This window comes from Streptomyces mexicanus (genome assembly GCF_902506575.1).
Taxonomy (GTDB): domain Bacteria; phylum Actinomycetota; class Actinomycetes; order Streptomycetales; family Streptomycetaceae; genus Streptomyces; species Streptomyces mexicanus.
The window spans coordinates 2530947-2557375 of record NZ_LR732544.1 but is presented as its reverse complement, the minus strand read 5'-3'; the positions used below and the strand labels follow the sequence as shown (position 1 = coordinate 2557375).

General features: G+C 71.3%; 25 protein-coding genes and 2 pseudogenes. 18 read left to right on the top strand and 9 right to left on the bottom strand.

Annotated elements, in window-relative coordinates; genetic code table 11:
- Positions 1-208: pseudogene (locus GV126_RS36365) on the bottom strand (peptidoglycan-binding domain-containing protein); the annotation flags it as partial.
- A 162-nt stretch (positions 209-370) separates the two neighbouring features.
- On the opposite strand from GV126_RS36365, the gene GV126_RS11480 reads away from it, so the two are divergent.
- The gene (locus GV126_RS11480) at positions 371-2548 is read left to right on the top strand and encodes an MDR family MFS transporter (RefSeq protein ID WP_159665077.1); all 2178 of its coding nucleotides are present in this window, start codon (positions 371-373) and stop codon (positions 2546-2548) included.
- Between the two features lie 200 nt (positions 2549-2748).
- Here the strand turns inward: GV126_RS11480 and GV126_RS11475 are convergent, their stop codons facing one another.
- Positions 2749-3285, bottom strand: a complete 537-nt coding sequence (locus GV126_RS11475) for a GNAT family N-acetyltransferase (protein ID WP_159665074.1) — start codon at positions 3283-3285, stop codon at positions 2749-2751.
- A complete protein-coding gene (locus GV126_RS11470) occupies positions 3286-3708 on the bottom strand; it encodes a DnaJ family domain-containing protein (RefSeq protein ID WP_159665071.1) in 423 nt (140 codons plus the stop codon).
- Between the two features lie 148 nt (positions 3709-3856).
- Between GV126_RS11470 and GV126_RS11465 the strand changes: the two genes are divergently transcribed.
- A complete protein-coding gene (locus GV126_RS11465; RefSeq protein WP_159665068.1) occupies positions 3857-4249 on the top strand; it encodes an FHA domain-containing protein in 393 nt (130 codons plus the stop codon).
- A gap of 19 nt (positions 4250-4268) precedes the next feature.
- Here GV126_RS11465 and GV126_RS11460 read toward each other — a convergent pair whose 3' ends face one another.
- A complete protein-coding gene (locus GV126_RS11460) occupies positions 4269-4940 on the bottom strand; it encodes an O-methyltransferase (RefSeq protein ID WP_159665065.1) in 672 nt (223 codons plus the stop codon).
- A 211-nt stretch (positions 4941-5151) separates the two neighbouring features.
- Positions 5152-6522, bottom strand: coding sequence for a glycine betaine/L-proline transporter ProP (gene proP, locus GV126_RS11455; protein ID WP_159665062.1), 1371 nt, complete (start codon positions 6520-6522; stop codon positions 5152-5154).
- Positions 6523-6954: 432 nt separating this feature from the next.
- On the opposite strand from proP, the gene GV126_RS11450 reads away from it, so the two are divergent.
- From GV126_RS11450 to GV126_RS11435, 4 genes are all read left to right on the top strand, one after another.
- Positions 6955-9027, top strand: a complete 2073-nt coding sequence (locus GV126_RS11450; RefSeq protein WP_159665059.1) for a bifunctional glycosyltransferase 87/phosphatase PAP2 family protein — start codon at positions 6955-6957, stop codon at positions 9025-9027.
- Between the two features lies 1 nt (position 9028).
- Positions 9029-10555 carry a hypothetical protein gene (locus tag GV126_RS11445; protein WP_159665056.1) on the top strand — a complete coding sequence of 509 codons (1527 nt, stop codon included), beginning with the start codon at positions 9029-9031 and terminating at the stop codon, positions 10553-10555.
- A 72-nt stretch (positions 10556-10627) separates the two neighbouring features.
- Positions 10628-11320 (top strand): YoaK family protein, encoded by a 693-nt coding sequence (locus tag GV126_RS11440; protein WP_159665053.1) that lies wholly within the window; start codon positions 10628-10630, stop codon positions 11318-11320.
- A 119-nt stretch (positions 11321-11439) separates the two neighbouring features.
- A complete protein-coding gene (locus tag GV126_RS11435) occupies positions 11440-12270 on the top strand; it encodes a DUF1206 domain-containing protein (protein ID WP_236569960.1) in 831 nt (276 codons plus the stop codon).
- 7 nt (positions 12271-12277) lie between these two features.
- Here GV126_RS11435 and GV126_RS11430 read toward each other — a convergent pair whose 3' ends face one another.
- Positions 12278-12844 carry an isochorismatase family protein gene (locus GV126_RS11430; RefSeq protein WP_159665050.1) on the bottom strand — a complete coding sequence of 189 codons (567 nt, stop codon included), beginning with the start codon at positions 12842-12844 and terminating at the stop codon, positions 12278-12280.
- A gap of 949 nt (positions 12845-13793) precedes the next feature.
- Between GV126_RS11430 and GV126_RS11425 the strand changes: the two genes are divergently transcribed.
- The 9 genes from GV126_RS11425 to GV126_RS11385 are packed head-to-tail and all read left to right on the top strand — an operon-like array spanning position 13794 to position 20909.
- Positions 13794-14111 (top strand): chorismate mutase, encoded by a 318-nt coding sequence (locus GV126_RS11425; protein WP_236569959.1) that lies wholly within the window; start codon positions 13794-13796, stop codon positions 14109-14111.
- Positions 14108-14983, top strand: a complete 876-nt coding sequence (locus GV126_RS11420) for a menaquinone biosynthetic enzyme MqnA/MqnD family protein (protein ID WP_159665044.1) — start codon at positions 14108-14110, stop codon at positions 14981-14983. The genes GV126_RS11425 and GV126_RS11420 overlap by 4 nt, the downstream gene beginning before the upstream one ends.
- A complete protein-coding gene (locus GV126_RS11415; RefSeq protein WP_159665041.1) occupies positions 14980-15273 on the top strand; it encodes a Dabb family protein in 294 nt (97 codons plus the stop codon). The genes GV126_RS11420 and GV126_RS11415 overlap by 4 nt, the downstream gene beginning before the upstream one ends.
- Positions 15274-15326: 53 nt before the next feature.
- On the top strand, positions 15327-15743 hold the full coding sequence (locus GV126_RS11410; RefSeq protein ID WP_159665038.1) for a DUF2000 domain-containing protein: 417 nt from the start codon (positions 15327-15329) through the stop codon (positions 15741-15743).
- 22 nt (positions 15744-15765) lie between these two features.
- Complete coding sequence (locus tag GV126_RS11405; protein WP_159665035.1) at positions 15766-17190, top strand: phenylacetate--CoA ligase family protein; 1425 nt, start codon at positions 15766-15768, stop codon at positions 17188-17190.
- The gene (locus GV126_RS11400) at positions 17187-18173 is read left to right on the top strand and encodes a branched-chain amino acid transaminase (protein WP_159665032.1); all 987 of its coding nucleotides are present in this window, start codon (positions 17187-17189) and stop codon (positions 18171-18173) included. Before GV126_RS11405 ends, GV126_RS11400 begins: the two co-directional genes overlap by 4 nt.
- 26 nt (positions 18174-18199) lie before the next feature.
- Positions 18200-18793 (top strand): prephenate dehydratase domain-containing protein, encoded by a 594-nt coding sequence (locus GV126_RS11395; protein WP_159665029.1) that lies wholly within the window; start codon positions 18200-18202, stop codon positions 18791-18793.
- A 16-nt stretch (positions 18794-18809) separates the two neighbouring features.
- Positions 18810-19796 (top strand): ornithine cyclodeaminase family protein, encoded by a 987-nt coding sequence (locus GV126_RS11390; protein WP_159665026.1) that lies wholly within the window; start codon positions 18810-18812, stop codon positions 19794-19796.
- Between the two features lie 36 nt (positions 19797-19832).
- On the top strand, positions 19833-20909 hold the full coding sequence (locus GV126_RS11385) for a histidinol-phosphate transaminase (protein WP_159665023.1): 1077 nt from the start codon (positions 19833-19835) through the stop codon (positions 20907-20909).
- Here the strand turns inward: GV126_RS11385 and GV126_RS11380 are convergent.
- A complete protein-coding gene (locus GV126_RS11380) occupies positions 20893-21345 on the bottom strand; it encodes an Lrp/AsnC family transcriptional regulator (RefSeq protein ID WP_159665020.1) in 453 nt (150 codons plus the stop codon). The two genes, GV126_RS11385 and GV126_RS11380, sit on opposite strands and share 17 nt — an antisense overlap.
- Before the next feature lie 161 nt (positions 21346-21506).
- Here GV126_RS11380 and GV126_RS11375 point away from each other — a divergent pair, with 161 nt between their 5' ends.
- The 3 genes and pseudogenes from GV126_RS11375 (at position 21507) to GV126_RS11365 (ending at position 24566) form a co-directional block, all read left to right on the top strand.
- Positions 21507-22445: a DMT family transporter gene (locus tag GV126_RS11375; RefSeq protein WP_159665017.1), complete on the top strand. Its 939-nt coding sequence runs from the start codon at positions 21507-21509 to the stop codon at positions 22443-22445.
- An 82-nt stretch (positions 22446-22527) separates the two neighbouring features.
- Positions 22528-23148, top strand: a pseudogene (locus tag GV126_RS11370) (acyl carrier protein); the annotation flags it as partial.
- 155 nt (positions 23149-23303) lie between these two features.
- Positions 23304-24566, top strand: a complete 1263-nt coding sequence (locus tag GV126_RS11365) for a glycine cleavage T C-terminal barrel domain-containing protein (RefSeq protein WP_473976926.1) — start codon at positions 23304-23306, stop codon at positions 24564-24566.
- A 118-nt stretch (positions 24567-24684) separates the two neighbouring features.
- On the opposite strand, the gene GV126_RS11360 is transcribed toward GV126_RS11365, so the two are convergent.
- Complete coding sequence (locus GV126_RS11360; protein ID WP_236569957.1) at positions 24685-25593, bottom strand: ECF transporter S component; 909 nt, start codon at positions 25591-25593, stop codon at positions 24685-24687.
- A partial coding sequence (locus GV126_RS11355; protein WP_236569956.1) for an ATP-binding cassette domain-containing protein occupies positions 25580-26429 on the bottom strand: 850 nt, incomplete at its 5' end. The genes GV126_RS11360 and GV126_RS11355, both read right to left, overlap by 14 nt.

Below are 26429 nucleotides of genomic sequence, written 5' to 3'. Positions count from 1 at the left end.
CCCGCTCATCTCCCTGCCCCCGACGGCCCCCGCAATCCACGTACGGCCGTATCCGCAGCGGATCGAAGTCCTCGGCCGCGGCCGCCTCCGCGGCGCGGGTGTCACGCAGGGCGTCGGCGAGGCGCTGCGCGCAGGCGCACGACGGGGAGTTGTCCGCGCCCCGGGGTGCCCCGCACTCCGGGCAGACGTGCCCCTTCGGCTCTTCCATGCGTCGGTCCCCCTCCTGTCCGACTTCCAAGGATTATGCAGATCACCTCCACTCCCTCTCCTCGAAGCCCCCGGAATGGCCGCATACAAAGAGGACTCAACTGGTCATAACAGGTCACACTGAGGACGGTGGACGATGTGACTTGAGCGCCGGGAGGTCTCGATGGCCGGGGATGGGCACGGGCACGGCAGGGCCGGGACGACAGGCACGGCGGGCGCGGCGGGCGGCGGCGACGTGCCGGACGACGCCCGGACACCGTCCATATCCGGCTCGCCGCAGGGGCCGGAGACCCCCCTCGGCGCGGCCGAGGTCCCGCGCGGCGAGGCGCCGGCGGAGCGGGAGCACGTGCCCGGCAACGTCCTGGTCTCGATCGGCGCGCTGCTCCTCGGCATGCTGCTGGCCGCGCTCGACCAGACGATCGTCTCGACCGCGCTGCCCACCATCGTCAGCGACCTGGGCGGCCTGGAGCACCTGTCCTGGGTGGTGACGGCCTATCTGCTGGCCTCGACCGCCGCGACCCCGCTGTGGGGCAAGCTCGGTGACCAGTACGGCCGCAAGAAGCTCTTCCAGACCGCGATCGTGATCTTCCTGATCGGCTCGGCACTGTGCGGGATGGCGCAGAACATGCCCGAGCTGATCGCGTTCCGGGCGCTGCAGGGGCTGGGCGGCGGCGGGCTGATGGTGCTGTCCATGGCGATCGTGGGGGACGTCGTCCCGCCGCGTGAACGCGGCCGGTACCAGGGCCTGTTCGGCGCGGTGTTCGGCGCGACCAGCGTGCTCGGGCCGCTGCTGGGCGGGCTGTTCACCCAACACCTGAGCTGGCGCTGGGTGTTCTACGTCAACCTGCCCGTCGGTGTCGTCGCGCTCGCCGTGATCGCCGCCGCCCTGCACATCCCGCGCAAGGCCCAGCGCCACGTCATCGACTACCTGGGCACCCTGCTGATCGCCTCGGTCGCCACCTGCCTGGTCCTGGTCGCCTCGCTGGGCGGCACCACCTGGGCCTGGGGCTCGCCGCAGATCATCGGGCTGGCGGCGGCGGGCGTGGCCCTGGCGGTGGCGTTCGTGGCCGTGGAAGGGCGGGCCGCCGAGCCGGTGCTGCCGCTGAAGCTGTTCCGCATCCGCACCTTCACGCTGTCCGCCGTCATCAGCTTCGTCGTCGGCTTCGCCATGTTCGGCGCGATGACCTACCTGCCGACGTTCCTGCAAGTGGTGCACGGCATCTCGCCGACGCTGTCCGGTGTGCACATGCTGCCGATGGTGTTCGGCATGCTGCTGGCGTCCACCGGCTCCGGACAGATCGTCAGCCGTACCGGCCGCTGGAAGGTGTTCCCCGTCGTCGGCACCGCCGTGACCACCCTGGGGCTGCTCCTGCTGCACCGGCTCGACGAGCACAGCTCCACCGCCGAGATGAGCGGCTGCTTCTTCGTCTTCGGCCTCGGCCTCGGCCTGGTCATGCAGGTCCTGGTGCTCATCGTGCAGAACGCCGTCAGCTACGAGGACCTGGGCGTGGCCACCTCCGGCGCGACCTTCTTCCGCTCCATCGGCGCCTCCTTCGGCGTCGCCATCTTCGGCACCCTCTTCGCGAGCCGCCTGAACGAGCTGCTGGCCGCCGCGTTCCGGGGCGCCGCCCTGCCGCCCGGGGTCTCCGCCGGCACCCTGCGGTCCGACCCGCGCGGCATCGCCGCCCTGCCGCCCGCGCTGCGCCCGGCCGCGCTGCACTCCTACGCCTCCGCCATCACCGACGTCTTCCTCTACGCCGCTCCCGTCGCCCTGCTCGCCTTCCTGCTGTCCTGGTTCCTGAAGGAGGACCGGCTGCGCGGCTCGGTCACCGCTCCCGACGGCACCCAGACGCTCGCCACCAACCCGGTCGAGCGGTCGTCGTACGACGAGGTGTGCCGCGCGCTGTCCGTGCTGGGCACCCGCGAGGGCCGGCGCGAGGTCTACCGGACGATCACCCAGCGGGCCGGCTACGACCTGCTGCCCGCGGCGAGCTGGCTGATCCTGCGGATCAAGAAGTACGGCTGGGTGGAGCCGGCCCTGCTGGCCGAGCGGGTGCCCGTGCCGCTGACCGTCATCCTGGAGGCCGCCCGGCAGGTGGAGGAGCGGCATCTGGCCGAGCGCCGCGGACTGGACCTGGTGCTGACCGAGCAGGGCCGCGAGGTGGCCGGGCGCCTGGCGCGGGCCCGGCAGGAGTCGCTGGCCGAACTGCTCGGCGACTGGTGGGGCCCCGACCGGCCCACCGACCTGGTCCAACTGGTCGAGGAGCTGACCGGCGAACTGTGCGGCTCGGACGCGGAACACCCCCAGGACCGGCGACCGGCCACACGGGCACGCGCGTGAGGGGGCGGCCCCGGCCGGGGCCGCCTGACCGGCGAGCGGCGGCCTGAACCGGCGCGCGAGCCTGACCGGGGGACGGCCCCTGACGGGAGGCGGCCCTGACCGGGACGCGCGCCTGACGAGGGCACGGGCCTGACGAGAGCACGGGCCTGTCCAGGGCACCACCCCCCGGACCAGCGCGCGGCCCCCGGACCGCGGGCACGTCAGCCCAGGGTCTTCATGAACCAGTGCTCGGCGTACCGGTCGTCGTTGTGCGGCCCGGTCTCGCGGTAGCCCAGCCGCGCGTACAGGGCGCGGGCCTCGACCAGGTCGCCGCGGGTGTCCAGGATCATCCGCCGGGCGCCCAGCGCGCGCGCCGCGTCCTCGGCGGCGCCCACCAGCAGGGCGGCTCCGCCCTTGCCGCGCACCTCCTCGTGGAGGAAGACGCGGGTCAGCTCGGCGGTCGCCGCGTCCAGCAGCCGCACTCCGGCCGTGCCGGCCGGTCGGCCGTCGTACCGGGCGAGCAGCAACTGCCCGGTGGGGGGAGCGAGTTCGGCGCCCGTGGTGTCCGCGATGCCGCGTTCCAGCTCGGCGGGGTCGGTGCGGCGGCCCTCGCGCAGCAGGTACCAGCGGTCGCTGACCTCCGTGTAGTACGCCCGCCACAGCGCGGCGGCCGCGGGGGAGTCGTACGGCTCCGGGGCGACGGTCCAGGGTGCGGAGGCGGGAGAGGGGGTGGAGGGTGTGCCGAGTACGGGGGTCATCTACTCGGCCGCCGTCCGTCGCTCGCGGCGGGCGCGGCGCTCGCGCCACTCGTGGACGACCTCTTCGACGTCGTAGCGCTTCAGACCGAGCGGGGGACCGGGCGGCGGCTTGAGCATCATGTCGAGGATCTTGGTGTTGATCTCGCCGATGATCCTGCGCACGGTCTGCTCCGAGGGGGCGGCGTACGCCGCCGCGAGCGCGTCCTCGGCCTCCTTGCGCAGCGCGAGCGTGGGCGGCAGCACGGACAGGCCCTCGCGGGCCATCTTCCGCTTGACCCACCACAGCTCGTCGTACGTCATGTCGTCCGGCAGCGGTTTGCCCGCGCCCGGCAGCCGGTCGAACTCGCCCCGCCCCTGAGCGTCACGGATCTCCTTCTCGACCCAGGACTCGAACGGAACACCGGGTGGTTTTCGCTCGGTCATGAGGCCATTGTGCCGGACGTCCCCCGGCCGGGCGATTTATCATGCCGCCGCGGCGCGCCAATCGGGCGCTCCGGCACCGGCATTGGCGCGCGCAGCCGAGCGAGCAGCGGGACAGGCGGCCCGGGCGCCCCGACCCACAGGAGCGCATGTGCTCGAACTGACGATGGCCGCCGTCTCGGGGACGGAGGAGGGCGCGACGGCCGGCATGCTGATGGCCGACGCGCCCAGCGCCCCGGGCGCCGTGCTGCGGGTGGGCCGGGACCCGGCGGTGTGCCGCCTGGTGACGCCCGAGGACTGGCTGTTCGTCTCCCGGGCGCACCTGGAGTTCGTCTGCGGGCCGGACGGCGGCTGGCAGGTCACCTGGCTGCGCGGCTCACAGCCCGAGCCGTCCTGCGAGGTCCGTCTGACCATGGCCGGTGAGGACCGGCCGCTCGCCTACGGCGGGACCGTCCCGCTGCCGCGGGGCGGCTCCGGGGAGATCGTCGTCCAGGACCGCACCGGCCCGCGCAGTATCAGCGTCGGCTTCTACCACGAGGTGTGACCCGGGGCTCCGGCCGCCCTCAGGACACCACCCGGGCCAGGGCGAAGCCGTCGTGGCCCTTGGCGCCGACCGTCTGGATCGCCGTGCCCTCCAGCCGTGGATGCCCGGCGATGAGTTCGAGCGCGGCGCGGGTGCCCCGCACACTGGGGTCGGCGCTGTCCGGGTCGGTCACCCGGCCGCCGCGCACCACGTTGTCCAGGACGATCAGGCTGCCGGCGCGGGTCAGCCGCAGCGCCCACTCCACGTAGTGGTGGTTGTTGCTCTTGTCGGCGTCGATGAAGACCAGGTCGAAGGGCGGCGGGTTCTCGTCGGCGAGCTTGGGCAGCGACTCCAGGGCCGGGCCGACGCGCACCTCGGCGATCCGGTCCAGTCCGGCGTGCGCGAGGTTGCGGCGGGCCACGTCGGCGTGGTGGGCGTCGTACTCCAGGGTGATCAGGCGGCCGTCGGCGGGCAGCGCGCGGGCCAGCCAGATGGTGCTGTAGCCGCCGAGCGTGCCGATCTCCAGGACGGTGCGGGCGCCCTGGAGCCGGGCGAGGAGCTGCAGCAGCTTGCCCTGGTTCGGCGTGACGTTGATCCGCGGCAGGCCCTCGGTGTCGCTGTCGCGCCGTGCGGCCTGCAGTGCTTCGTCCTCCGGGGAGAGCAGGGCGGTGAAGTAGGCGTCCACGTCGTCCCAGAGCTGCGAGTCGCTCATGCACCCAGCCTTTCGTATGTCTAGTTAGAGGAGCTAACTAGCTGTGCTAACGAATATAGCCAGGCGCGGGTGCCGTTGTCAGAGCATTTCAGCCGATCGTGGGAGAGGCGAGCATGCCGGGACGTGAGCACGCCGGACGGTGAGCATGCCGGACGGCGAGAAGGCGGCGGGAGACCTCTCCCGCCGCCTTCTCACCGTGCGTCGCGTGTGTCTACGACTCCACGGCCGGCGCCGACCCCGGCAGCGGGCGTCCCGCCGACTCGGTCATGAACCACACCGCCGCACCGCCGATCAGCGAGGCGGCCATCATGTAGTAGGCGGGCATCATCATGTTGCCGGTCGCCCCGATCAGCGCCGTGACCACCAGCGGAGTGGTGCCGCCGAAGAGCGAGACGGAGACGTTGAAGCCGATGGACAACGAGCCGTAGCGCACCCGGGTGGGGAACAGGGCGGGCAGCGCGGCCGGCATCGCGGCCGTGAAGCACACCAGCAGCAGGCCCAGCGCGGCCATGCCCAGGCCCACCGCCAGCAGGCTGCCCTGCCGGATCAGCAGCAGCGCCGGGATCGACAGGAACAGGAAGCCCACGCAGCCGGCGGCGATCACCGGGCGGCGGCCGACGCGGTCGGTCAGCGCGCCGGCGAACGGCTGCACGATCATCATCAGGGCCATCACGGCCAGCACGACCAGCAGGCCGTGCGTCTCGTCGTACTTCAGCTCACTGGTGAGGTAGCTCGGCATGTACGACAGCAGCATGTAGTCGGTGACGTTGAAGACCAGCACCAGGCCCATGCACAGCAGCAGCGCCTTCCACTGGCTCGTGACCATCTCGCGCAGCGGCACCTTCGGGCGGCAGGACTCGGCCTTCTCCACCTCGGCGGCGAACGCCGGGGTCTCCTCCAGGCGCATTCGCAGGTACAGGCCGATGATGCCCATCGGCCCGGCGATCAGGAACGGGATCCGCCAGCCCCAGGACGTCAGGTCGTGCGAGGACAGCAGCGCCGTCATCAGCGTGACCAGGCCGGCGCCGCCGATGTAGCCGGCCAGCGTGCCGAACTCCAGCCAGCTGCCGAGGAAGCCGCGGCGCTTGTCCGGGGCGTACTCGGCGATGAAGGTGGACGCGCCGGCGTACTCGCCGCCGGTGGAGAAGCCCTGCACCAGCCGGGCGGCCAGCAGCAGGATCGGGGCGCCCACGCCGATCGTCGCGTACGACGGGATCAGGCCGATCGCGAAGGTGCCGACGGCCATCATGATCATGGTGACGGCCAGCACCTTCTGGCGGCCGATGCGGTCGCCGAGCGGGCCGAAGACCATGCCGCCCAGCGGCCGGACCAGGAAGGCCGCGGCGAAGGCGCCGAAGGTCGACAGCAGCTGTGCCGTGGGGTTGCCGGAGGGGAAGAAGACCTTGCCCAGGGTCACCGCGATGTAGCTGTAGACACCGAAGTCGAACCACTCCATCGCGTTGCCCAGGGCGGCGGCCTTCACGGCGCGCCGCACGAGTGCGGGGTCGGTGACGGTGGGCGGTGACTTGGTGAGGGACACGGAGGACACGGAACGGGGAGCGGTGACTGTGGCGGCCGACAAGGCTTCGCTCGCCTACCTCTCGTCGGGGACAGGGACGCGACCCACGCGACGGCGCTGACGAGCGGGCCGAACCGGACCGGCACAGGGCTGGCCGAAAAACGACCATACGGCCGGTTGTGCCCCTTACGTGGTGTGTACAACTGAATGCTCAGCGCAGCTAAATGCGGGATACGCAGGGACGTATGCCCGTTCTCGATCACCTTCCACAGAACCGCGCTGTGATCCTTGTCGCGCCCCGAGACCGCAACCGCTCCGGCCGCGCACTATCGTCATCCGGACAAAAGGCGAGCGGACGACAGGTGACGTCGGGGCCGTCCGCGTCCCTCACCAGGGAGGCGCGGACCCCGCGGAAATCTCCGCGGGGCCGGCAGGGAAGTCAGGGACGAAACGGTCCGGAACGGGTCGTAGGACGGGGCGGGAGGCCGACGAGGCGTGGCGAATGCGGAACACAGCCGGCAACCGGCGGGAGCGTTCTCAGCGACGACGGCGGCGGCCGCGACGACCGCGACGGCCCCCTCGGGGGCGACGGCCGACGACCCGGTCAGGGCCCGCCTGTACGCGGCCCGCCTGGGCCTGTGGCTGATCGCGGCGGTCCTCGCGATACGCCAGGTGGCCGTCGTCCTCACCACCCCGCGCGCCGAGCGGCTGACCGACCTGGAGACGTGGGTGGGGCCCAGCGGCGTCCTGCACGTCAAGGGCTCCCTGTACGACTCCACCCGGTTCACCGGCACCCCCTTCGGCGGCCTCGTCCTCAAGCCCCTGACCAAGGCCGCCGAGAACGCCCTCGGCTGGGGATGGACCTTCGGCACGCTGCTGCTGGTGGCCGCCCTCGGCCTGATCGCCGCCCGCGCCCTGCCCCAGCCCGTCGGCCGCCGCACCTCGCTGCTGGCCGCGCCCGTCGCGATCAGCCTGCTCATGCTGTCGCTGCCGGTGCGCAACGCGCTCTGGCTCGGGCAGAGCAGCATCCTGCCGGTGCTGCTCGTCCTGCTGGGCTGCTTCGTCGTGCGCGGGCAGCGCGCCGGCGGCGCCCTGATCGGCCTGGCCGCCGCCCTGCAGCCCACGATGCTGCTCTTCGCGCCGCTGCTGTGGTGCACCGACCGGCGCCGGGCCGCCGCCTCCAGCGGCGTGACGTTCCTGGCGTGCACCGCGCTCGCCTGGGCGGCGATGCCGCACGACTCCGTCACCTACTGGGTCCACCACATGGCGGGCGCCGGCCTCGGCGGACCGGCCGACGCCCTCGCCAACCAGTCCCCGCACGGCGCCCTGCTGCGCCTGGGCCTGACCGGCCCGCTGGAGATCGCCCTCTACCTCGCCCTCGGCGCCGCCGTCGCCGTGCTCGGCGTGCGCCGGGCCGTGCGCTACGCCCGCGACGGCCAGCTGCTCCTCGCGGTGGCCGTCACCGGCTGTGCCGCGATCGCCGCCGCCCCCCCCGCCTGGCAGCACCAGCTGCTGTGGGTCCTGCTCGCCGTCGTCGGCCGGGTCGGCCGCCGCGCCTCCGACCGCCACGTCTGGCCGGTCGCCGTCGTGCTCGTCATGACCCTGCCGCCGAAGATGATGCTGCCGAACATGGCGGCCCTCAACCCGCTGCGCGACGACCTGGTCCTGGTGGCCGCGCTGGCCGCCGCGACCGCCGTCCCCTTCCTGTCCCGCACGGCGGAGCACTACCGCACGCCCGTCCCCACCGAGTACGCCGCCCCCGTCCCGGCCCGCTGGCGGCGCGTCCCGCTGGTGCCGTTCCTGCGCCGTGTGCTCACCCGCCCCAACCTGCTGCTGGAACTGCTGCTCATCCGCGTCACCTACGCCGCCTACTCGCAGGTGCGGCTGGTGGCCCGCGGCGACCGCGCCACCGCCGAACGGCACGGCCACCAGATCCACTCCGTCGAGCACGCCCTGCACATCGACATCGAGCACTGGTTCAACCACACCGTGGTCGGCCTGCCCTGGCTGAACCACTTCCTCAGCTTCTACTACGAGACCTTCCACTTCATCGTGCCGCTGACGATCCTCGGCGTCCTCTACGTCCGGCGGCCCGTGGACTACCGCTGGGCCCGCACCGCCCTGGGCTTCGCCACGCTCCTCGGCCTGCTCGGCTTCTGGCTCTACCCGCTGGCCCCGCCCCGGCTGATGCCGGGCTTCGGCTTCATCGACACCGTGCACGGCGTGCAGGACTTCGCCAAGCCGGACTACGGCGCGATGACGGCCGTCACCAACCAGTACGCGGCGATGCCCTCCCTGCACTTCGGCTGGTCCCTGTGGTGCGGCCTGGTGATCGCCGTGCTGGCGCCGAAGTGGTGGATGAAGGTCCTCGGCCTGCTGCACCCCCTGTTCACCGTCAGCGCCATCGTCGGCACCGCCAACCACTGGGTCCTGGACGCGGTGGGCGGCGCCACCGTGGTCGGCGCCGGTTTCGCCCTGACCTACCTGCTGTCGGGCCCCCGCGCCTCGGCCGCACCCCGCACGACGAAGGAGCCCAGGGAACCCAGACCCGAACCGGCCGTGAGCTGACATGGCGCCGAGGGGGGAGAGCACTCGGCGGGGGAGAGCGGCCGCGGCCGTCCCGGCGGCGGCGCCCGCCGCCCTCGCCCTGGCCGTCGGATGGTGGGGCATCGACCGGCAGGGCAGCATGTGGCGCGACGAGTCGGTCACCTACCAGGTGGCCCATCGCACCCTGGCCGACACCTGGCACCTGCTGGGCCACATCGACGCCGTGCACGGTCTGTACTACCTGCTGCTGCACGGCGTCTTCGCCGTCTGGGACGGCGGCCTGCCGGCCCTGCGCCTGCCCTCGGTGCTGGGGACGGCCGTGGCGGCGGCCGGCGTCGGCACGATCGGCGCCCGCCTGGCCGGGAACCGGTGCGGCGTCCTGGCCGGCGCCGCTTACGTCCTGCTGCCGGTGACCCAGCAGTACGCGCAGGAGGGCCGCTCCTACGCGCTGGTCACCGCGGCCGTCACCTGGGCCACGTACGTCTTCGTGCGCACCGTCGGCGCGACGCGCGCGCGGGAGCGGGCGGGACAGGCGGCCGGCGCGAGGCGCGCGCGGGGATGGGCCGGATACGCGGCCCTCCTCACCCTGGCCTGCTGGCTGCACGAGTTCGCCGTCCTGGCGCTCGCCGCCCACGCCCTGACCCTGTGGCGGCTGCGGGTGCCGCGCCCGGTGTGGCGGGGGTGGGCCCGGGCGGCGGCCGTCGTCCTGGCGGCCCTGCTGCCCCTGGTCGTGGTGAGCGCACGCCAGGCGGACCAGCAACTGGGCTGGCTGGGCCGCCCGGGCCCCGCCCTGTGGCTCCAGTACGCGGCCGTGGCGGGGGCCTGCGCGCTGCCGGCCCGGTGGCTGCTCGCCGCCCCCGGCACGGCTCACGCCCAGGCGGACCGCCGCACCCTGGTCTGGCTCGGCCTGTGGCTGGCGGTGGCCCCGGCCGGCGTGCTGATGACGGTGTCCCTGGTCAAACCCTGGTACGTCGACCGGTACGTGATCTACGGCATGACCGGGGCCGCGCTGCTGGCGGGCCTTGCCCTGGACCGGGCGATCACACGGTGCGCCCGGCTCACCGCAGGTGCTCGGGCTCTGGTGGCCGGTCTGGCGCTCGCGGCGGCGATGGCCGTCCTGGTTCCCTGGTCGCTCGCCGTCCGCTCCCCGGAGAGCCGCAAGGACGACGTCGTCGCCGTCGCCCGCGCGGTCCGGCACGCCGCCCGCCCCGGCGACGCCGTGCTGTTCCTGCCCGCCCGCCGCCGCGAATGGCTGCTGTCCCGGCCCGCCCTCTACGGCCGCCTGGACGACCTGGCCCTCGACCGCTCCCCGTCCGCCTCGGGCACCCTGCAGGGCACCGAACTGCCGCCCGGGACCATCCGGCGCCGCCTGCTGGCCGCGGACCGCGTCATCGCCCTGTCCGACCCGCCCGGCCAGCCCCTCGACCCGTTCCCCCGCGAGAAGGTCAAACGCGAGGTGCTGCGACGCCACTTCGTCCTCTGCGAACGCACCCGCGTCCACGGAGCCCAGGTGACCGTGTACGCCCGCGCCGGCCACTGCGCGCGCTGAGCGCCGGGCGGGCTCCCCGCCGCCTTCGCCGTGTCGGCCGGCGCGGGCGGCCGGTTCTGTTTCCCTGGTGCCATGACAGAGCGCGACGACACACCGGCGAAGGAGGATCCCGAGGCGCGCGGGCTGCGTCTGGTGCCCGCCCTGCTGGGGCTGACGGTGGTCAGCGGGATCATCGACGCGGTCAGCTACCTCGGCCTCGGGCACGTCTTCACCGCGAACATGACCGGCAACGTCGTCGTCCTCGGCTTCGCCGCCGCCGGGGCGCCCGGCTTCTCCGTCCCCCACACCGCCACCTCCCTGGCCTGCTTCCTGGTGGGCGCCCTGACCGGTGGCCGGGTCGCACACCGCTTCGGGACCCGCTCCCGCCGCCGCTGGGCCCGGGTCACCCTGGCCGTCGAAGCGGTGCTCGTCGGGGCGTCGGCGGTGGTGGCCTTCGCCGCGCCGGGCGCCGCCGGGACGACGTACACCCTGATCGCGCTGACCGCGCTGGCGATGGGCCTGCGCAACGCCACGGTCATCAAACTCGAGGTGCCCGACCTGACGACCACCGTCCTGACCCGCACCCTGACCGGCCTGGCCGCCGACTCCCGGGCCGGCGGCGGCTCGGGCCGGCGCTCCCCGCGCCGCGCCGCCTCGGTGGTCGCCATGCTGGCCGGTGCCGCGCTCGGCGCCTGGCTGGTGGTCCACCGCGACCTGGGCACGCCCCTGCTGATCTCCGCCGTCGCGGCGGGACTGCTGGCGGCGGTGACGTCGGGCCGGGAGTGACGGCAGAGGCCGGGGCGGCCCCCTGCCCCCGGCCGTTCACGCGGGCTTCCCCCGCCGCGCCGGTGAGCGGGTGTCGCTCCCGGGTCCGAGGGCATCGGTGACCTATGGATACGGCATCGATGACAGTGCGTGGCCGGGGGCAGGCACGCCGGGCCGCCGACAGCACGGCGATGGCGGTCGCGGCCCGGGCGGGTTTCGCCGCCCGCGGGCTGATCTATCTGCTGGTGGGCGTGATCGCCCTGCGGATCGCGTGGGGCGGGGACGGCGGCGGCCGGCAGGCCGACCGTGGCGGTGCGCTCGGCGGGCTGGCCGACAAGCCGGTCGGGGCGGCGCTGCCGTGGGCGGCGGGCGCCGCCCTCGCGGGTATGGCGCTGTGGCGGCTGTCGGAGGCCGTGGTCGGCGGGGCGGGGCCGGACGGCACCAAGCCCTCGAAGCGGGCAGCGGCGGCCGCCCGCTGCGTCTTCTACGCGTTCGTGTCCTTCTCCGTCCTCGCCTATGCCGCGGGCGACAAGGGCAGCGGCAGCGGCTCCTCCGACCGGCGGACCCATGACGTGACCGCGGCGGTGCTGACCTGGCCGGCCGGACCGTGGCTCGTGGGGGCCGCGGGAGCCGCCGTGGTGATCACCGGGCTGTGGATCGCGGTCCGGGCCGCGCGGGAGACGGTCCGCCGGCACCTGCGCACCGGGGCCATGTCCCCCCGGGCCAGGCAGGTCACCGACGTCCTCGGCGTGGCGGGCGGCACGGCCCGCGGGGCCGTGTTCGCCGTCGCCGGGGTGTTCGCCCTGGTCGCGGCCGTCCAGCACCGGCCCGGCAAGGCCAAGGGCATGGACGACACGCTGCGTGCGTTCCGTGATCTGCCGGCCGGTCCGTGGCTGCTCGCCCTGATCGCGCTGGGCTTGGCCGCGTTCGGCGTCTTCTCCTGGTGCAACGCGCGCTGGCGCGAGGTATGACCAGGCGTCATCCGGCCGTGGAAGCGCCGAAGTCGACGTCCTCGGCCGCCACCGTCCCCGCCGTGCGGCCGGGTGCCTTCTGGAAACTCCAGTAGAGGTTGGTGTGGGCGATGACCTGGTCCACCGGCGGGGCTCCCCAGCGCGTCTTGTCGCCCGCGGTGTGGGCGTCACCGACCAGGATCGTGTCGTAGCCCCGGACGAACGCGCCGTGCAGGGTGGAGCGCACACAGGCGTCGCTCTCCGCGCCGGTCACGACGAGCCGGCCGACCTTGAGCGAGGACAGCACCGATTCCAGCGTGGTGTCCTCGAAGGAGTCGCCGTAGTGCTTGTGGACGAGCGGTTCGCCCTCCCGTGGCGCCAGCTCGGGCACGATCCGCCACCCGTCGCTGTTCTCCACCAGCTCCTCGTCCGCGTGCTGGACCCATACGACGGGCACGTCCTGTCGCCGGGCCCGCTCCACCAGAGCGGCGATGTTCGCCACGACCGCGTCCCGCGCGTGGGCGCCGCGCACGACGTCGTTCTGCACGTCCACGACGAGCAGCGCGGTGTTCGGCCGGTCCTGAAGCGTGGGCATGATTCCCCCCGTTGTCCCTATCGGTGCCATCTGCCGCCCACACTAGACCCGGCCACTGACAACGGGCTCGGTCCACGACCAAGGCCCAGGTCACGAAGCCGGCGAAGGCGCCCGGCCGGAAGGTGAGCACCGGCCCCGCGGGAGTCTCTTCAGTACCCCGCCGGCCCTGCCGCCACCGCCGCGGTCCGCACCCGTCCGGCGTCGGAGCGCAGCGGGGAGAACTACCGGTGCTGTCCGTGGGCCATGGCTGCCCCGGCGGGTCCGCGGGCCGGCGACCCGACTCGACCTGACGGCCCCCGAGCGTCCGGCTTCGACCAGCAACTCGCTCAAAATTCAAACAAGTTGGGGTAACTCAGCGATCAGAATTCGCCATCTCTCTATGCGGACACGGCATTGTGAGTGCCCATCAGCTGTGTCAGGGTTCAGATGATCTCAGCGGGGGAGGTGAGCAACGAGATGACAACGTGCGCGTCATCGGTCGGACCGACTCATGACGCGTGATGCCATCGGATTGTTCACCAAGGAGCTTGCGAGCGAGCTGCCGCACAGTCGGCCGGCCGTCCAAGTCGGCATGCCCGTAGACACGACTTCGGTGCATTGCCCCGTGGGATCCTGGACAACCTGAGTCGCCTGCCGGCCTCGAAGAGGCATCCTCGACGAAGGCGTCGATGAGCGCAGGGTTCGGCGCGACGCAGTCGCTGCGACTCTCATTCGAGCGAGTAATTCACCTCACACCGGCAGGGGGCCAGAAGCGCTTCCACGGGTCTGCAGTTCACCCGTAGGACAGCATTGCTTCACCCCCATGATTGAGCGAACACCTCCGGGTCTCATCATCTGAGACCATTTCCGAGAATGATTGATCGCCGAGGGGAAGGCGTCTATATGCTTGACCACGTCGCGGGATTGTCCCTCCCGCTCGCATTGTCTGCGCTGCATGGGGAAGGTTGACGTGGAACCGCACGAGAACGCCGTGGCCGTGGCAGGTATCGAAATCGACGAGGCCCGCAAGGAGATCGACTCCTTAGATCTTCAGATCATCGACATCATGCGGCGCCGAAGGGCTATTTCTCATCAGATTCAGCAACAGCGCACGAGTGAAGGCGGGACGCGAACCGTACTCTCTCGTGAAAAGATCATCATTGATCGTTACGTGGCGGCGTTGGGGTCGCAAGGAGCCACTCTCGCCCTCAATGTCCTGAGTTTTTGTCGTGGCCGGCTCCCCGAGTCCGCGACCGAGGCGGGTGGCACGCCAAGGGGAAACTCGTGAAGACCTCCGAGTCCCTTGTACCGCGTGTCGGAAACATCTCCTTCCTGAACTGCGCTCCGATCCGCTGGGGCCTGGGCGACAGCGGAGCCCTGTCCGACGTCGACCTGGTCTCCGCGCCACCTGAACAACTCGCGACGGAGCTTCTGTCGGGAAATTTGGACATCAGCCCGATCAGCCTTGCCAGATATCTGCAGCACGCGGACGACTTATGTCTGCTGCCCGGACTGGCGATCGGCAGCGACGGTCCGGTCCGCTCGTGCCATATTGTCTCCCGCGGCCCGCTCGAAGGGCTGGGCGGACGTGTGGTCGCCCTCTCCGAAGCCAGTCGCAGTACCGCGTTGCTGGCCAGAATGCTGCTGGAGGACGCGGTCGGCGTACGCCCTCGATACCGCACCCTGGGCCAGGACGTGGACGCGATGCTGAGCACGGCTCAGGCCGCCGTCGTCATCGGTGACGACGCGCTGCGCCTGGGGGCGGATGTGCCGAGCGGCCTCACCGTCCACGACACCGGCGCGATGTGGCGGAGCTGGACGAACCTGCCCATGGTCTACGCGGTCTGGGCGGTGCGCCGTGAGTTCGCGCAGGCCCGGCCGGACCTGGTGGACGAGGTGCAGGAGGCGCTCACGGACGCGGTCGGACGGGCCCGGTCGCACCCCATGGAGGTGGCGATCGCGGCGGCTCGTGAGTCACGAGAAAGCCGGAACGGCGCCGTGGACGTGCCCGTACTCCTCGACTACTACCAGGCTCTCGACTACTCGCTCGGCGAACGGCAAATGGCCGCGATCCACGAATTCGCCGCACGCGCCTTCGCGCGTGGCGAGGCGCTCACCCCCGTACCCGCACGCATACCGATCCACGAAGGACAGACATGATCCGTCACATCGTGCTCTTCAAGTTCAAGGACGGGGTTTCCTGGGACGACCCCAGGGCTCAGGAAGCGGAGCGCGTCGCTGCCAAGGTGGGCGACGAAGTGCCGGAACTCCATGAATGGACCTTCGGCCGCAACATATCCACCCGACCGATTGCGCACGACTTTGCGGTGATCGGTCTCATGGACGACGAAGAGGCGCTGGAGCGCTACCTGGTGCACCCGTTCCACCAGGAAGCCATTCGACTCTGGCGCGAGATCAGCGACTGGGTCATCGCGGATCTCGAAGAGTAGTCACGGGCACAACAGAAAGAGAAATGCCGTCAAGGCCGGCGCAAGGGGCAGTGGTGAGTGCAAAATACGAGAAGTGTGCTTTTGTTGTCGACAAGGACCTGGCTGTGGGTCTTGCGATGAATACGGTCGCGGCGCTGTCCATGTCGGTCGGGCGGTTCGTGGACGGAATCATCGGTGACTCGGTCAAGGATGCCGACGGCCACAAGCACACCGGCATCACGGCCATTCCACTGCCCATTCTGAAAGGCGAAGCGTCAGACCTGCGGGACATCGTCGTGAGGGCCGCCGGCATGCCTGATGTCTTCGTCGTCGACTTCACTTCGGTGGCGCAGTCGTCGCGAAGCTACGGCGAGTACACCAGCCGGACCGCTGAGCAAGGAACCGCCGAACTTCCCTATATCGGGGTCGCTGTCTGCGGTGGGAAGAGCGCGGTGAACAAGCTCACCGGCAGCCTGCCGTTGTACCGCTGACGCGACTGACAGGAGGGACCACATGTTCACCGTTTTCAACGAAGAACTCGCCAAGATCGCGCGAGAGATACGTGACCGTCACCAGGAGTACGCCGCGGGAACCTGGGACGACGCGACCCTGGCCGAGTACCAACTTCAGGAATTCCGCTCCACGGTGTCGTATGTGAAGAGCAAGTCGCCCTTCTACCGCAGGCATCTGGCGTCGGTGGATGCCGACGCCATCACCTCGCTGGATTCCGAGCAGCTGGCTTCCATACCGTTCACGACGAAGGACGACCTGCGTCGCGAATTCGAGAACGTGCTCTCGCTTCCGATGTCCAAGGCGTGGATCTTCTACGAGACCACCGGTACCACCGGCCGGAGCACGCCGTGCCCGCGGGACAACATCGACTCGCTGCACAACAACACGGCGCTGACCGTCTACTACGACACGGTCTTCCGGCAGTTCGGGGACGAGCAGGTGATCGGCGTCTCGGGGCCGACCGAACTGCATGCCTTCGGTGACACCTTCGGCGACGTGTGCCGCAATCTGGGGCACGCCGTCGCCAAGATGTGGCCCCACTCGCCGATGGTCGGATACGAGCGTGCGCTGGAGACTCTGCGCGTCCTGCCGGCCACCGGCCTCTTCAGCACCCCGGGGATGGCGTTGTCCCTGGCGAAGAAGGCGTACGCGGCCGGTCTCCACCCGCGACGCGACTTCCGCCTCGACGTCCTCATGTGCACGGGAGAGCTGGCCTCCCCGAGCCTCCTGGAGAACATCGGGGAGGTGTGGGGCGCCAAGGTGTACAACGCGCTCTACGCCTCGCAGGAGGCGTCGGTGATGGGCGCGGCCGGCGCCGACGGCGCTCTGTACACGTCCCCGCTGCTCAACTTCTACGAGGTGATCGACCCGGAGACCGCGGTCGCGGTCGAGCCGGGGCCCGACGGCGTGCGCACCGGTGAACTCGTCATCACCGCGCTGTACCGCGGCAGCAAGCCCCTGGTGCGCTACCGCACGGGTGACTTCGTCCGCCTCCGTCCCGGCAGCGCGGACCGCACCCTGCCGGCGCCCACCCTGGAGGTGCTGGGCAGGACCCGCGACATCCTGGAGATCGGCGGTCATCGGATCAGCGGATACGACCTCGAGGAACTGCTGCTGACCCACCCGCGCGGCTACCTCGACTACCAGATCGTCATCGACGCCGTGGACGGCCGGGACGAGCTGACCCTGCGGCTCGAACTGCCCCCCACCGACGAAGCGGTGCGCATCGACGAGGCCGCCGTCGCCCGGTCCGTCCGCGAGCGGCTGGAGGTCCCGGTCCGGTTCGAGTACGGCGCGCTCGGCAGCGTCACCACGACCGGTGCGATGGTCAGCTGGAAGGCTGCCCGGGTCGAGGACCGGCGTCGCTCCGCACCGGACGACGAGCGTGCCGCCGCCCTCGCCGTGGCCGGCGGGAGGGCTCAGTGACCAGCCCCGCGACGGCCACCGCCGATCGGGCCACACCCGCCATCGCGGCGCTGGCCTACCACGACGGGGAGTTCGTGCCCCTGGCCGAGGCCCAGGTGCCCGTCACCACCCAGGCACTCCAGTACGGCACAGGTGTCTTCGAGGGCATCCGCGCCTACGTTCAGGAGGACGGCGGCCTGGCCGTCTTCCGCGGCCACGACCACTACCGGCGTTTGCTGCGCAGTTCCCGGACCCTGCGCATCGAAGTGGGCCACGACGTGCCGCGGTTGTGCGAGCTGACGGCCGAACTGATGCGGCGCATCGGCGCGATGTCGGACATGTACATCCGTCCGCTGGCGTACAAGAGGGCGCTGCTGCCCGGATCACCGCCCGGCGTCCAGCTCACGGGTGTCTCGGACGCCTTGACGATCAACGCGTTCCGGATGGGCTCGTACACCGACCGGGGCGGGATCCGCGTCGCCATCAGCTCCTGGCGCAGGCCGGAGTCGGTGGTGCTCCCGGTCCGTGCGAAGGTCACCGGCGGCTACGTCAACAACGCGCTCGCCGTGGACGAGGCGCGGGCCGCCGGATACGACGACGCGATCCTGCTCAACAGCCGCGGCCAGGTGGCGGAGGCCAGCACGTCCAACGTGTTCGCCGTCGTCCGCGGCCGGCTGGTCACACCTCCGGTCACCGCCGATCTGCTCGAGGGCATCACGAGGGACACCGTGGTCACCCTGGCGACCGACGTGCTCGGCGTGGAGACGGTCCTGCAGGACCTCGGCCGTGACGAACTGTGCAACGCCGACGAAGTGTTCCTCACCGGCACGGGAGTGGAGATCGTCCCGGTGACGGAGATCGCCGGCCGACCCGTCGGAGAGGGCGTTCCCGGCCCGCTCACCAAAACGTTGATGTCCACGTACCACGACGTGGTCCGCGGCAGGGATCCGCGATACCGCCACTGGCTCCAGGCCGTCGGCCCCGCCACCGATCGATCGTCCTGATCGTCGACCTTCCCAGGGGGAACACCATGAACCAGGCAACAGGCTGGATAGACACCGCACTGTCGGCGGGCCCGTCGGTCGAGACCATCGGCACCCTCGGCCCCGCCGGGACCAGCAGTGAGCAGGCGGCGCTGTATCTCTGGGCGGACCACGGCCGCGGCGGCCCGCCCGCCGTCCGGCTCTACGACACCTACGAGGAGGCCGGCGACGCACTGCGTGCGGGCGCTGTCAGCCACGTCGTGGTCGCGAACGCGTACGCGTCGGTGCACGCCTTCTACATGGACCCGTCGCTGCGGTTCGCCGGCGCTTTCCTCTTCGACACCCCGCACTACGGCATCGCCGTCTCGCAGGGGCACCGCATCCCCAAGGCCGCCCGGATCGCCACCCACCCGGCGCCGGTCCCGCTGGTCGAGGAACTGCTCCCGGAGGAGTACTCGGTGGCGGAGATCCGCTACGCCACCTCCACCAGCGCGGCAGCCGACCAGGCCCGCCGCAGGGAGGCCGACCTGGCGCTCACCACGATGCCGGCGGCCAAGGCCCACTCGCTGGAATTCATCTCCCGCACCCGACCGATCCGCATGCTCTGGTCGGTCTTCACCCTCGCGTGTGCGGACTCCTGAAGAAAGAGGTGCACCCGTGCTCCTGATCGACCGCGCCACGGTGCATGAGGTCTACCCGGTCGAAAGCGCGCTGCCGGTGATGGCGGAAGCCATGCGGCGGTACAGCAGCGGCCAGGTGGAACTGCCGTTGCGGACCATCCTGCGCCCCGAGAAGGACACCGGCCTGCTGGGCACGATGCCGGGCTTCGTCGCCGGGGACGACCTGGCGGGGTACGGGCTGAAGGCCATGGTGCTCAAGCCCGAGAACCCGGCCCGCGGCCTGGACCTGCACATCGGTGTCGTCATGGTCTTCGACCCGGAGACCGGCGCTCCCCTGGCGCTGATGGACGCCGGCGCGGTCACCGCCGTGAGAACGGCTGCCGTCTCCGCCGTGGCCACCGACGCGCTGGCACGGCCGGACGCCGGGGACCTCGCCCTGCTCGGCTCGGGGGTCCAGGCGCGCAGCCATCTGGAGGCCATGCGGCTGGTCAGGCCGTTGCGCCGAGTCAGGGTGTGGAGCCGTACCGGCGAGAACGCGGAGTCCTTCCGCACATGGGCGGCCGCTGATCTGGGGATCGAGGTGGAGACCTGCGCCACGCCGGCGCAGGCACTGGCCGGGGCCGACCTGGTGTGCACCACGACCGCGACCAAAGAGCCCATCGTCCAGGCCGCGGACCTGTCACCCGGAGTGCACCTCAACGCGGTCGGAGCGTCCTTCGTCGACCATCGTGAACTGTCCTCCGAGGCGGTGGCGAAGGCGTCCTTCTTCGTCGACAGCCGGGAGTCGGCCCGCGCCGAGTCAGGTGACCTGTTGGGGCCGCTGACCGAGGGCCTGGTCGGCCCCGACCACATTCAGGCGGAGCTGGGTGAGGTGCTGCTCGGGAAGCATCCCGGGCGCCGTGAGCCTGCGGAGATCACCGTTTTCAAGTCTCTGGGCCTGGGCGTGCAGGACGTCATGTCCGGCTTCGCCATCGCTCAGGAGGCGGCAGCACGCGGGCTGGGCCGGACCTTCCGGCTCGATTGACCGACACGCCAGGGAAACAGCAGGGAGAAGACACCAGTGAGTCCCCATTCGCCTTCGCCGCGCGCGGTTCTCGACGGCATACCGGCCTACGTGCCCAAGCCGCCGCAACCTCCTGCCACGGGTGAGTCGCACCGGCTCTTCCTCAACGAGAACCCGTACCCGCCGCTGCCCTCGGCCCTCGCGAGGATTTCCTGGGCCGCGGCGCGGACCAACCACTACCCCGGCATCTTCCCGGAAGAGCTGACGGCCGCCCTGGCCGGCAAGCTGGACGTGCCGCTCTCGCACGTCGTCACCGGCCCCGGGTCGGTCGGCATCTACCAGCAGATCGGCCAGGCCATGCTCTCGCCCGGCGACGAGGTGGTCTACGCCTGGCCCTCCTTCGAGGCTTTTCCGATCGTCGTGCGCATGGCCGGTGCCGTTCCGGTCGAGGTGCCGCTCAGCGACGACACGCACGACCTGGAGGCGATGGCCGCGGCCATCACGCCGCGGACCTCCATGGTGCTGCTGTGCGAGCCCAACAATCCCACGGGCACCGCGGTGGGCACGGCCGAACTCAAGCAGTTCCTGGACCGGGTGCCGGAGCACGTCCTGGTGGTGCTCGACGAGGCCTACTTCGAGTTCTACCAGGCTCCGGACGCGCCGAACGGCGTGGAACTGCACCGCGACCGGCCGAACCTGGTGGTGCTGCGCACCTTCTCGAAGGCCTATGGACTCGCCGGCCTGCGGGTGGGCTACGGCGTCGCCCACCCCGAGATCGCCGATGCCCTGCGCAAGTGCGCCGTGCCGTGCGGGGTCGGCCGGATCGCGGAGCAGGCGGCTTTGGCCGCACTGGACGCGGAGGACGAACTCTTCGAACAGGTCAGCGGAATCACGGCAGAGCGGGAAAGGCTCCGGGGGGCTCTGCGGGCGCAGGGCTGGACCACCCCGAAGAGCGAGACGAACTTCCTGTGGATGCCGCTGGGCGAGGACTCCGACGCGGTCGCCGCGGCACTGGAGGAACGCGGCCTGCTGGTCCGGAACTTCTCCGGCACCGGACTGCGGATCACGGTCGGCACTCCGGAGGCGAACGACCTGCTGATCGCCACCCTGGAGACGCTCAAGCCGGCTCGATGACGTTCTTGCGCAGGTGGCCGTAGACCACCGAGGTGCGCACGTCCGCGAGTTCCGGTCGCTTGGTCAGCTTGTCCAGGACCACCGCGTGCAGATGGTCGGTGTCGCGCACAGCGACGTGGAGGAGGAAGTCGTCGGTGCCCGTCAGTACGAATACCGAGAGCACCTCGGGCATCCTCGCCACGAAGGCCTGGAACTGCTCGATGACCGCACGCGTCGGTGGCCGCACGCGCACCGCGATGATCGCCTGGAGGCCGCGGCCGAGTGCGGTGAGGTCCACCTCGGCGTGGAACCCGAGCAGGACACCGCGCTCACGCAAGGAGCGGACCCGCTCCAGACAGGTCGAGGGTGCGATTCCCAGCTCCGCGGCCAGGTCCCGGTTGGTGCGCCGACCGTCTTGCTGCAGAAGCCGCAGCAACGCCGAATCAAGTTCGTCCACGTTCCGTCACACTCCACTGCATCCGAATTATATTCGGCCAGCATGCCAGGTATCCGGACGTATTGCTACTGTCCTGGGTGAAGTTCCGCCCATGAGTCGATTCTCTACCGAGTGGCCCAGGCGGAGTTCGGGGATGTCGGTCGAACGAGGGGATCTGGAGCATGGAGAGGCGCAAGGCGGGGCCAGGGGCAGTCAGCGCGGTCGTGGCGGCGGCGCTGTTCTGGAGCAGCTCGTACGCGGTGACCAAGCAAGTGCTGTCGGACGTGGGGCCGCTGAGCATCGGGGCGATTCGTTTCACGCTCGCCGCCGGCATCCTCGCGATCATGGTGCGGGCCCGTCGCAAACCCACCGTGCGGCCGGACGCCCGACAGCGCCGCATGATCTACCTGAGCGGCCTGCTCGGCATCACGGCGTACTTCGTGCTGGAGAACATCGGCGTGGAGCTGTCCACCGCCTCCGACGCCTCTCTCATCGTGGCCACCTATCCGCTGATGACCATGCTCCTGGAGCTGGTGGCCTTCCGGACCAGGATGCCCCTGCTCCGGGTCACGGGCGTGCTGCTGGCCGCCCTCGGGGCCTTCCTGGTGGTACGCAACGGTGCGGAAGTCGGCGGCAGCGCCCGCTGGTTCGGCGACATCCTGCTGCTGCTCGGCGGGCTGGTCTGGGCCGGATACAACGTGCTGGGCAAGTACGCGGGCCAGGGGCAGGACGCGGTGAATCTGACGTACTATCAGACACTGGCCGGCGCTGCCGGCTTCCTGCTCGCGTCGCTCCTGGAGATCAGGGATTGGCGGCTGCCGGACGCATCCGCCTCGGCGCTGCTCGCCTATCTGGCCGTGGCGTGCTCCGTCGGCGGCTTTCTGCTCTACAACTACGGCCTGCGCCGGATGACCTCGAGCATCGCGGTCAACATCCTGAACCTGGTGCCGGTGTTCGGCGTGCTCGGTGCCGTTGTGATCAACGGTGACACGATCCACCTCGCCCAGGTCTTCGGCGGTGTGATCATCATCGCCGGTGTGGCGCTCGGACTGGTCGAGCGCCGAACGGCCTTTGAGGAACCCGGAGTCGTCATGGCGACTCCGGTCGGTAAACGAGCCTGAAGCGGACCGTCCTGAGGGTGCGGGCGCCCGGACGGGCTGAGCGGGCCACATGCATACGGGGGGAATTCTTCACGTGGACGACGTGCTCGATCTGGTGGGCGCTCACACGGCCGAGGTGCTGGCTGAGGACGCCGCCGACATCGATCCCGGCCTCACCTTCCAGGAACTGGGCCTGGACTCGCTGACCGCGGTCGAGCTGCGGGACCGGCTCGACGCGGCGACCGGTCTCCGGCTTCCCTCCACCTTGGTCTTCGACCATCCCACGCCCGCTGCTGTGGCGGAGCACCTGCGCGATCGCCGGGCGTCGCGGCAGGCGGGGGAGGCGGAGTCCTCCGGGCAGACCCCGGCCCGGGAGGACGACCCGGTCGTGATCGTGGGGATGGGGTGCCGGTTCCCCGGAGGCGTGCGGTCACCCGAAGACCTGTGGGATCTGGTGTCCTCCGGCGGCGAGGCGATATCGGAGTTACCGAAGGACCGCGGCTGGAACCTCGAAGAGTCGTTCGACCCCGATCCGGCTCGGCCGGGCACGCTGTACGTACGGGGCGGCGGGTTCCTGGACCGGGCCGACGAGTTCGACGCGGAGTTCTTCGGCATCTCGCCGCGCGAGGCGCTCGCGATGGATCCGCAGCAGCGGCTGCTGCTGGAGGTCACCTGGGAGGCGATCGAGCGCGCGGGGATCGATCCCTCGTCCCTGAAGGGATCCCCCCACCGGCAGCTACACCGGTCTCGCCTCCTTCGACTACCCGGAGATCGCGGCGACAGCCGCGGGGAAGTCAAGATCGCCATCACGAACGCGCCGGCCACCAGGCCGCGTGAGCCGGACCGGCACCGAGTCGGGCAGCCACGAGAGGGGTCAGTGTGACGAACGAGTCCAGCACATGGGCGGATCCGAACTTCTCATCGGTCGATCAATCGGATCGGACCGTCCCTGTCAACCTGCGTCAAACGGGTCGAGCGGACGTCAAGCTCCTGATATCGACGCGCGCTCGCAAGTCGCCCTATTGGCACCTGGCGATCGAGGCGGGATGCTGGCGCGCAGAGGTCTACAACCGGATGTACCTGCCCAGGGGCTACGTCCCGGAGGAGGACGGCGGGACCACGGCCGAGTACGAGGCACTGACCCAGCGCGTGACGTTGTGGGACATCGCGGCCGCGCGGCAGATCCGAGTGCGGGGACGCGAGGCCACCGAGTTCGTCGACTACGTCGTCACCAGGGACGTCACGCGACTGGCGTCCATGCGGGCGGCGTACGTGGTCCTGTGCGATTCCAGCGGCCGGATGATCAACGATCCGCTGCTGCTGAAGATCTCCCCCGAGGAGTACTGGTTCAGTATTTCCGACTCGGATCTGTCGCTGTGGCTGAAGGGGGTGAACGTCGGCAAGGGCTTCGATGTCCGGATCGAGGAGATCGACGTGTCGCCTGTCCAGATCCAGGGAGCGGAGGCGAACGGGTTGATGGTCGACCTCATCGGTGACGTGGCCCTGGGGATGCGCCCGTTCGGGCTGGCGGAGGCCGAGATCGACGGGCTTCCGGTACTCGTCTCGCGAACCGGGTTCTCCGGCGAGGCCGGATACGAGGTCTACCTGAAGAACTCGACCCTTCACGCCGAGCGCATGTGGGAGGCGATCCTTCGGGCGGGAGAGAAGTACGGGCTGGCCGTGACCGGCCCTCTCCAGCCCCACCGGATCTCGTCCGGGATCCTCGCGTGGGGTCAGGACGTCGACCACGAGATGGTCCCGTTCCAGGTCGGGTTGGCGGCCCACATCCCCCGTGACAAGGCGTCGGACTACATCGGCCGGGACGCCCTGGAACGGATGCGGGCCGACATCGCCGCCGGAGACCATCCCTACAGACTCACCATGGTGGGGTTGCGGATGGAAGGGGACCCGATCGGGGACTATCTGTCCGACTTCTGGCTGGTGGCGCCTTCGCCGGACGCGGAGCCCGTGGGGTTCGTGACGTCCGCTTCCTACGCCCCGAAACTGCGGACGAACGTTGCCCTGGCGCGCCTGCCGCTCGCACTCGCGGTTCCGGGGACACAGGTGCACGTGTGCGTGCCGACCGGTGACTCGACGAGCAGGAGCGTCCCCGCGGTGGTCTCCGCCTTCCCCATCGAGTGAGGCGTCCTCACCCGAGCGGGGCTTCCTCACCGCGATCCCGCGTGACGGCCCGCCGGTCTCTTCGGCGGGCCGTTCCGGTCGTCCGGGCCGGCGGCCGGGATGCCGGCGGCCCGGCCGCTCACCTTGCCTCCCCCCGGGGCGTCACCGTCCGGCCGGCACCGGTCACGGCCGGGTCCCCGGACGCGGCGTCGAAGGTGACGGGCGCCTCGAACGCCGCCCGGCGGGTGGCGCGGCGCAGCGCCCGCAGGATCGCCGGGCCGACGACCAGCGTCAGCACGACCGTCACGACGGCCCGGCCCAGGTCCCAGCCGAGCGAGGTGGCCAGGCAGTACGCCACGAACCGGGCCAGGTTCGCGGGGATCGGCGCGTGCGGGTCGAAGGCGACGGAGGAGGCGAGGGTGCCCATGAACGGCCAGCCGGCGAGGTTCATGACCGTGCCGTAGGCGAAGGCGGCGAGAAAGCCGTAGCCGGCCAGCATCACCAGCTCCGTACGGCCGCGCAGCCGGTCGGGGCCCGGCAGCAGGCCCGCGCCCATGGTGAACCAGCCCATCGCCAGCATCTGGAACGGCAGCCACGGCCCCACCCCGCCCGTGAGCAGCGCGGAGGCGAACATCGTCACCGAGCCGAGCACGTACCCGAAGCCCGGGCCGAGGACGCGTCCGCTGAGCACCATCAGGAAGAACATGGGCTCCAGGCCCGCCGTCCCGGCGCCGATGGGCCGCAGCGCGGCGCCCGTCGCGGCCAGCACCCCGAGCATCGCCACCGCCTTCGGCCCCAGACCCGACTCGGCGATCGTCGCCGCGACCACGGCGACCAGCAGCACCAGCAGACCCGCGAACAGCCAGGGCGCGTCCTGCGCGTGCGCGCTGAGCCGCGAGGTGGGCGGGGCGAGGAAGGGCCAGGTGAAGGCGACCACCCCGACGGCGCCGACCAGGACGAGCGCGGCCAGCGAGCGGGGGCCGAGCCGCACGGCCCGCGCCTGCCGGTCGGCGTTCTTGCCGGGGGCCGTCGCCTCACCGCTGTTCACGGCCGGTCCCTTCGCCCAGGGCCCGGCGGACCTGCGTGACCGTGAGCCACCGCTGCGGCGCGAGGATCTTGGTGACCTGCGGGGCGTAGGACGGGGAGGAGACCACCACGTCGGCCGTGGGCCCGTCGGCGATCACCTCGCCCTCCGCCAGCAGGACCACCCGGTGGGCGATCTCGGCCGCCAGTTCCACGTCGTGCGTGGCGAGGACGAGGGCGTGCCCCGCGGCGGCCAGCTCGCGCAACACGGCGACCAGCCGGGTCTTCGCGCCGTAGTCCAGGCCGCGGGTCGGCTCGTCCAGGAGCAGCAGCGGCGGCCGGGCGGTCAGCACCACCGCGAGCGCGAGCGCCAGCCGCTGGCCCTCGGACAAATCCCGGGGGTGGGCGGTGTCGGCGACCCCGGGCAGCAGCCGTGTCACCAGCGCGCGGCAGGTGCCGGGCGCGGCCTGCGCGTCCCGGTCGGCGGCCGCGCACTCGGCGGCCACCGTGTCCGCGTACAGCAGGTCGCGCGGCTCCTGCGGGACCAGGCCGACGCGGCGCACCAGGTCGCGGGGCGGGGTGCGGTGGGGGAGCGCGCCGCCGACGCGGACCTGCCCGGCGGCGGGCTCCACCAGGCCCACCAGGGAGGTGAGCAGCGTGGACTTCCCGGCGCCGTTGCGGCCCATGAGGGCGATCGTCTCGCCGGGGGCGACGGTCAGGTCGACGTGGCGCAGCGCCCGCACCGTGCCGCGGCGCACGGCCAGGGAGCGGACCTCGGCCACCGGGGCCGGCCCGGTGGTGCCGGCGACCGGGCGACGGCGCCGGCCCAGCCGGGACGCGGGGCGGCGCGGAGACGGAGAG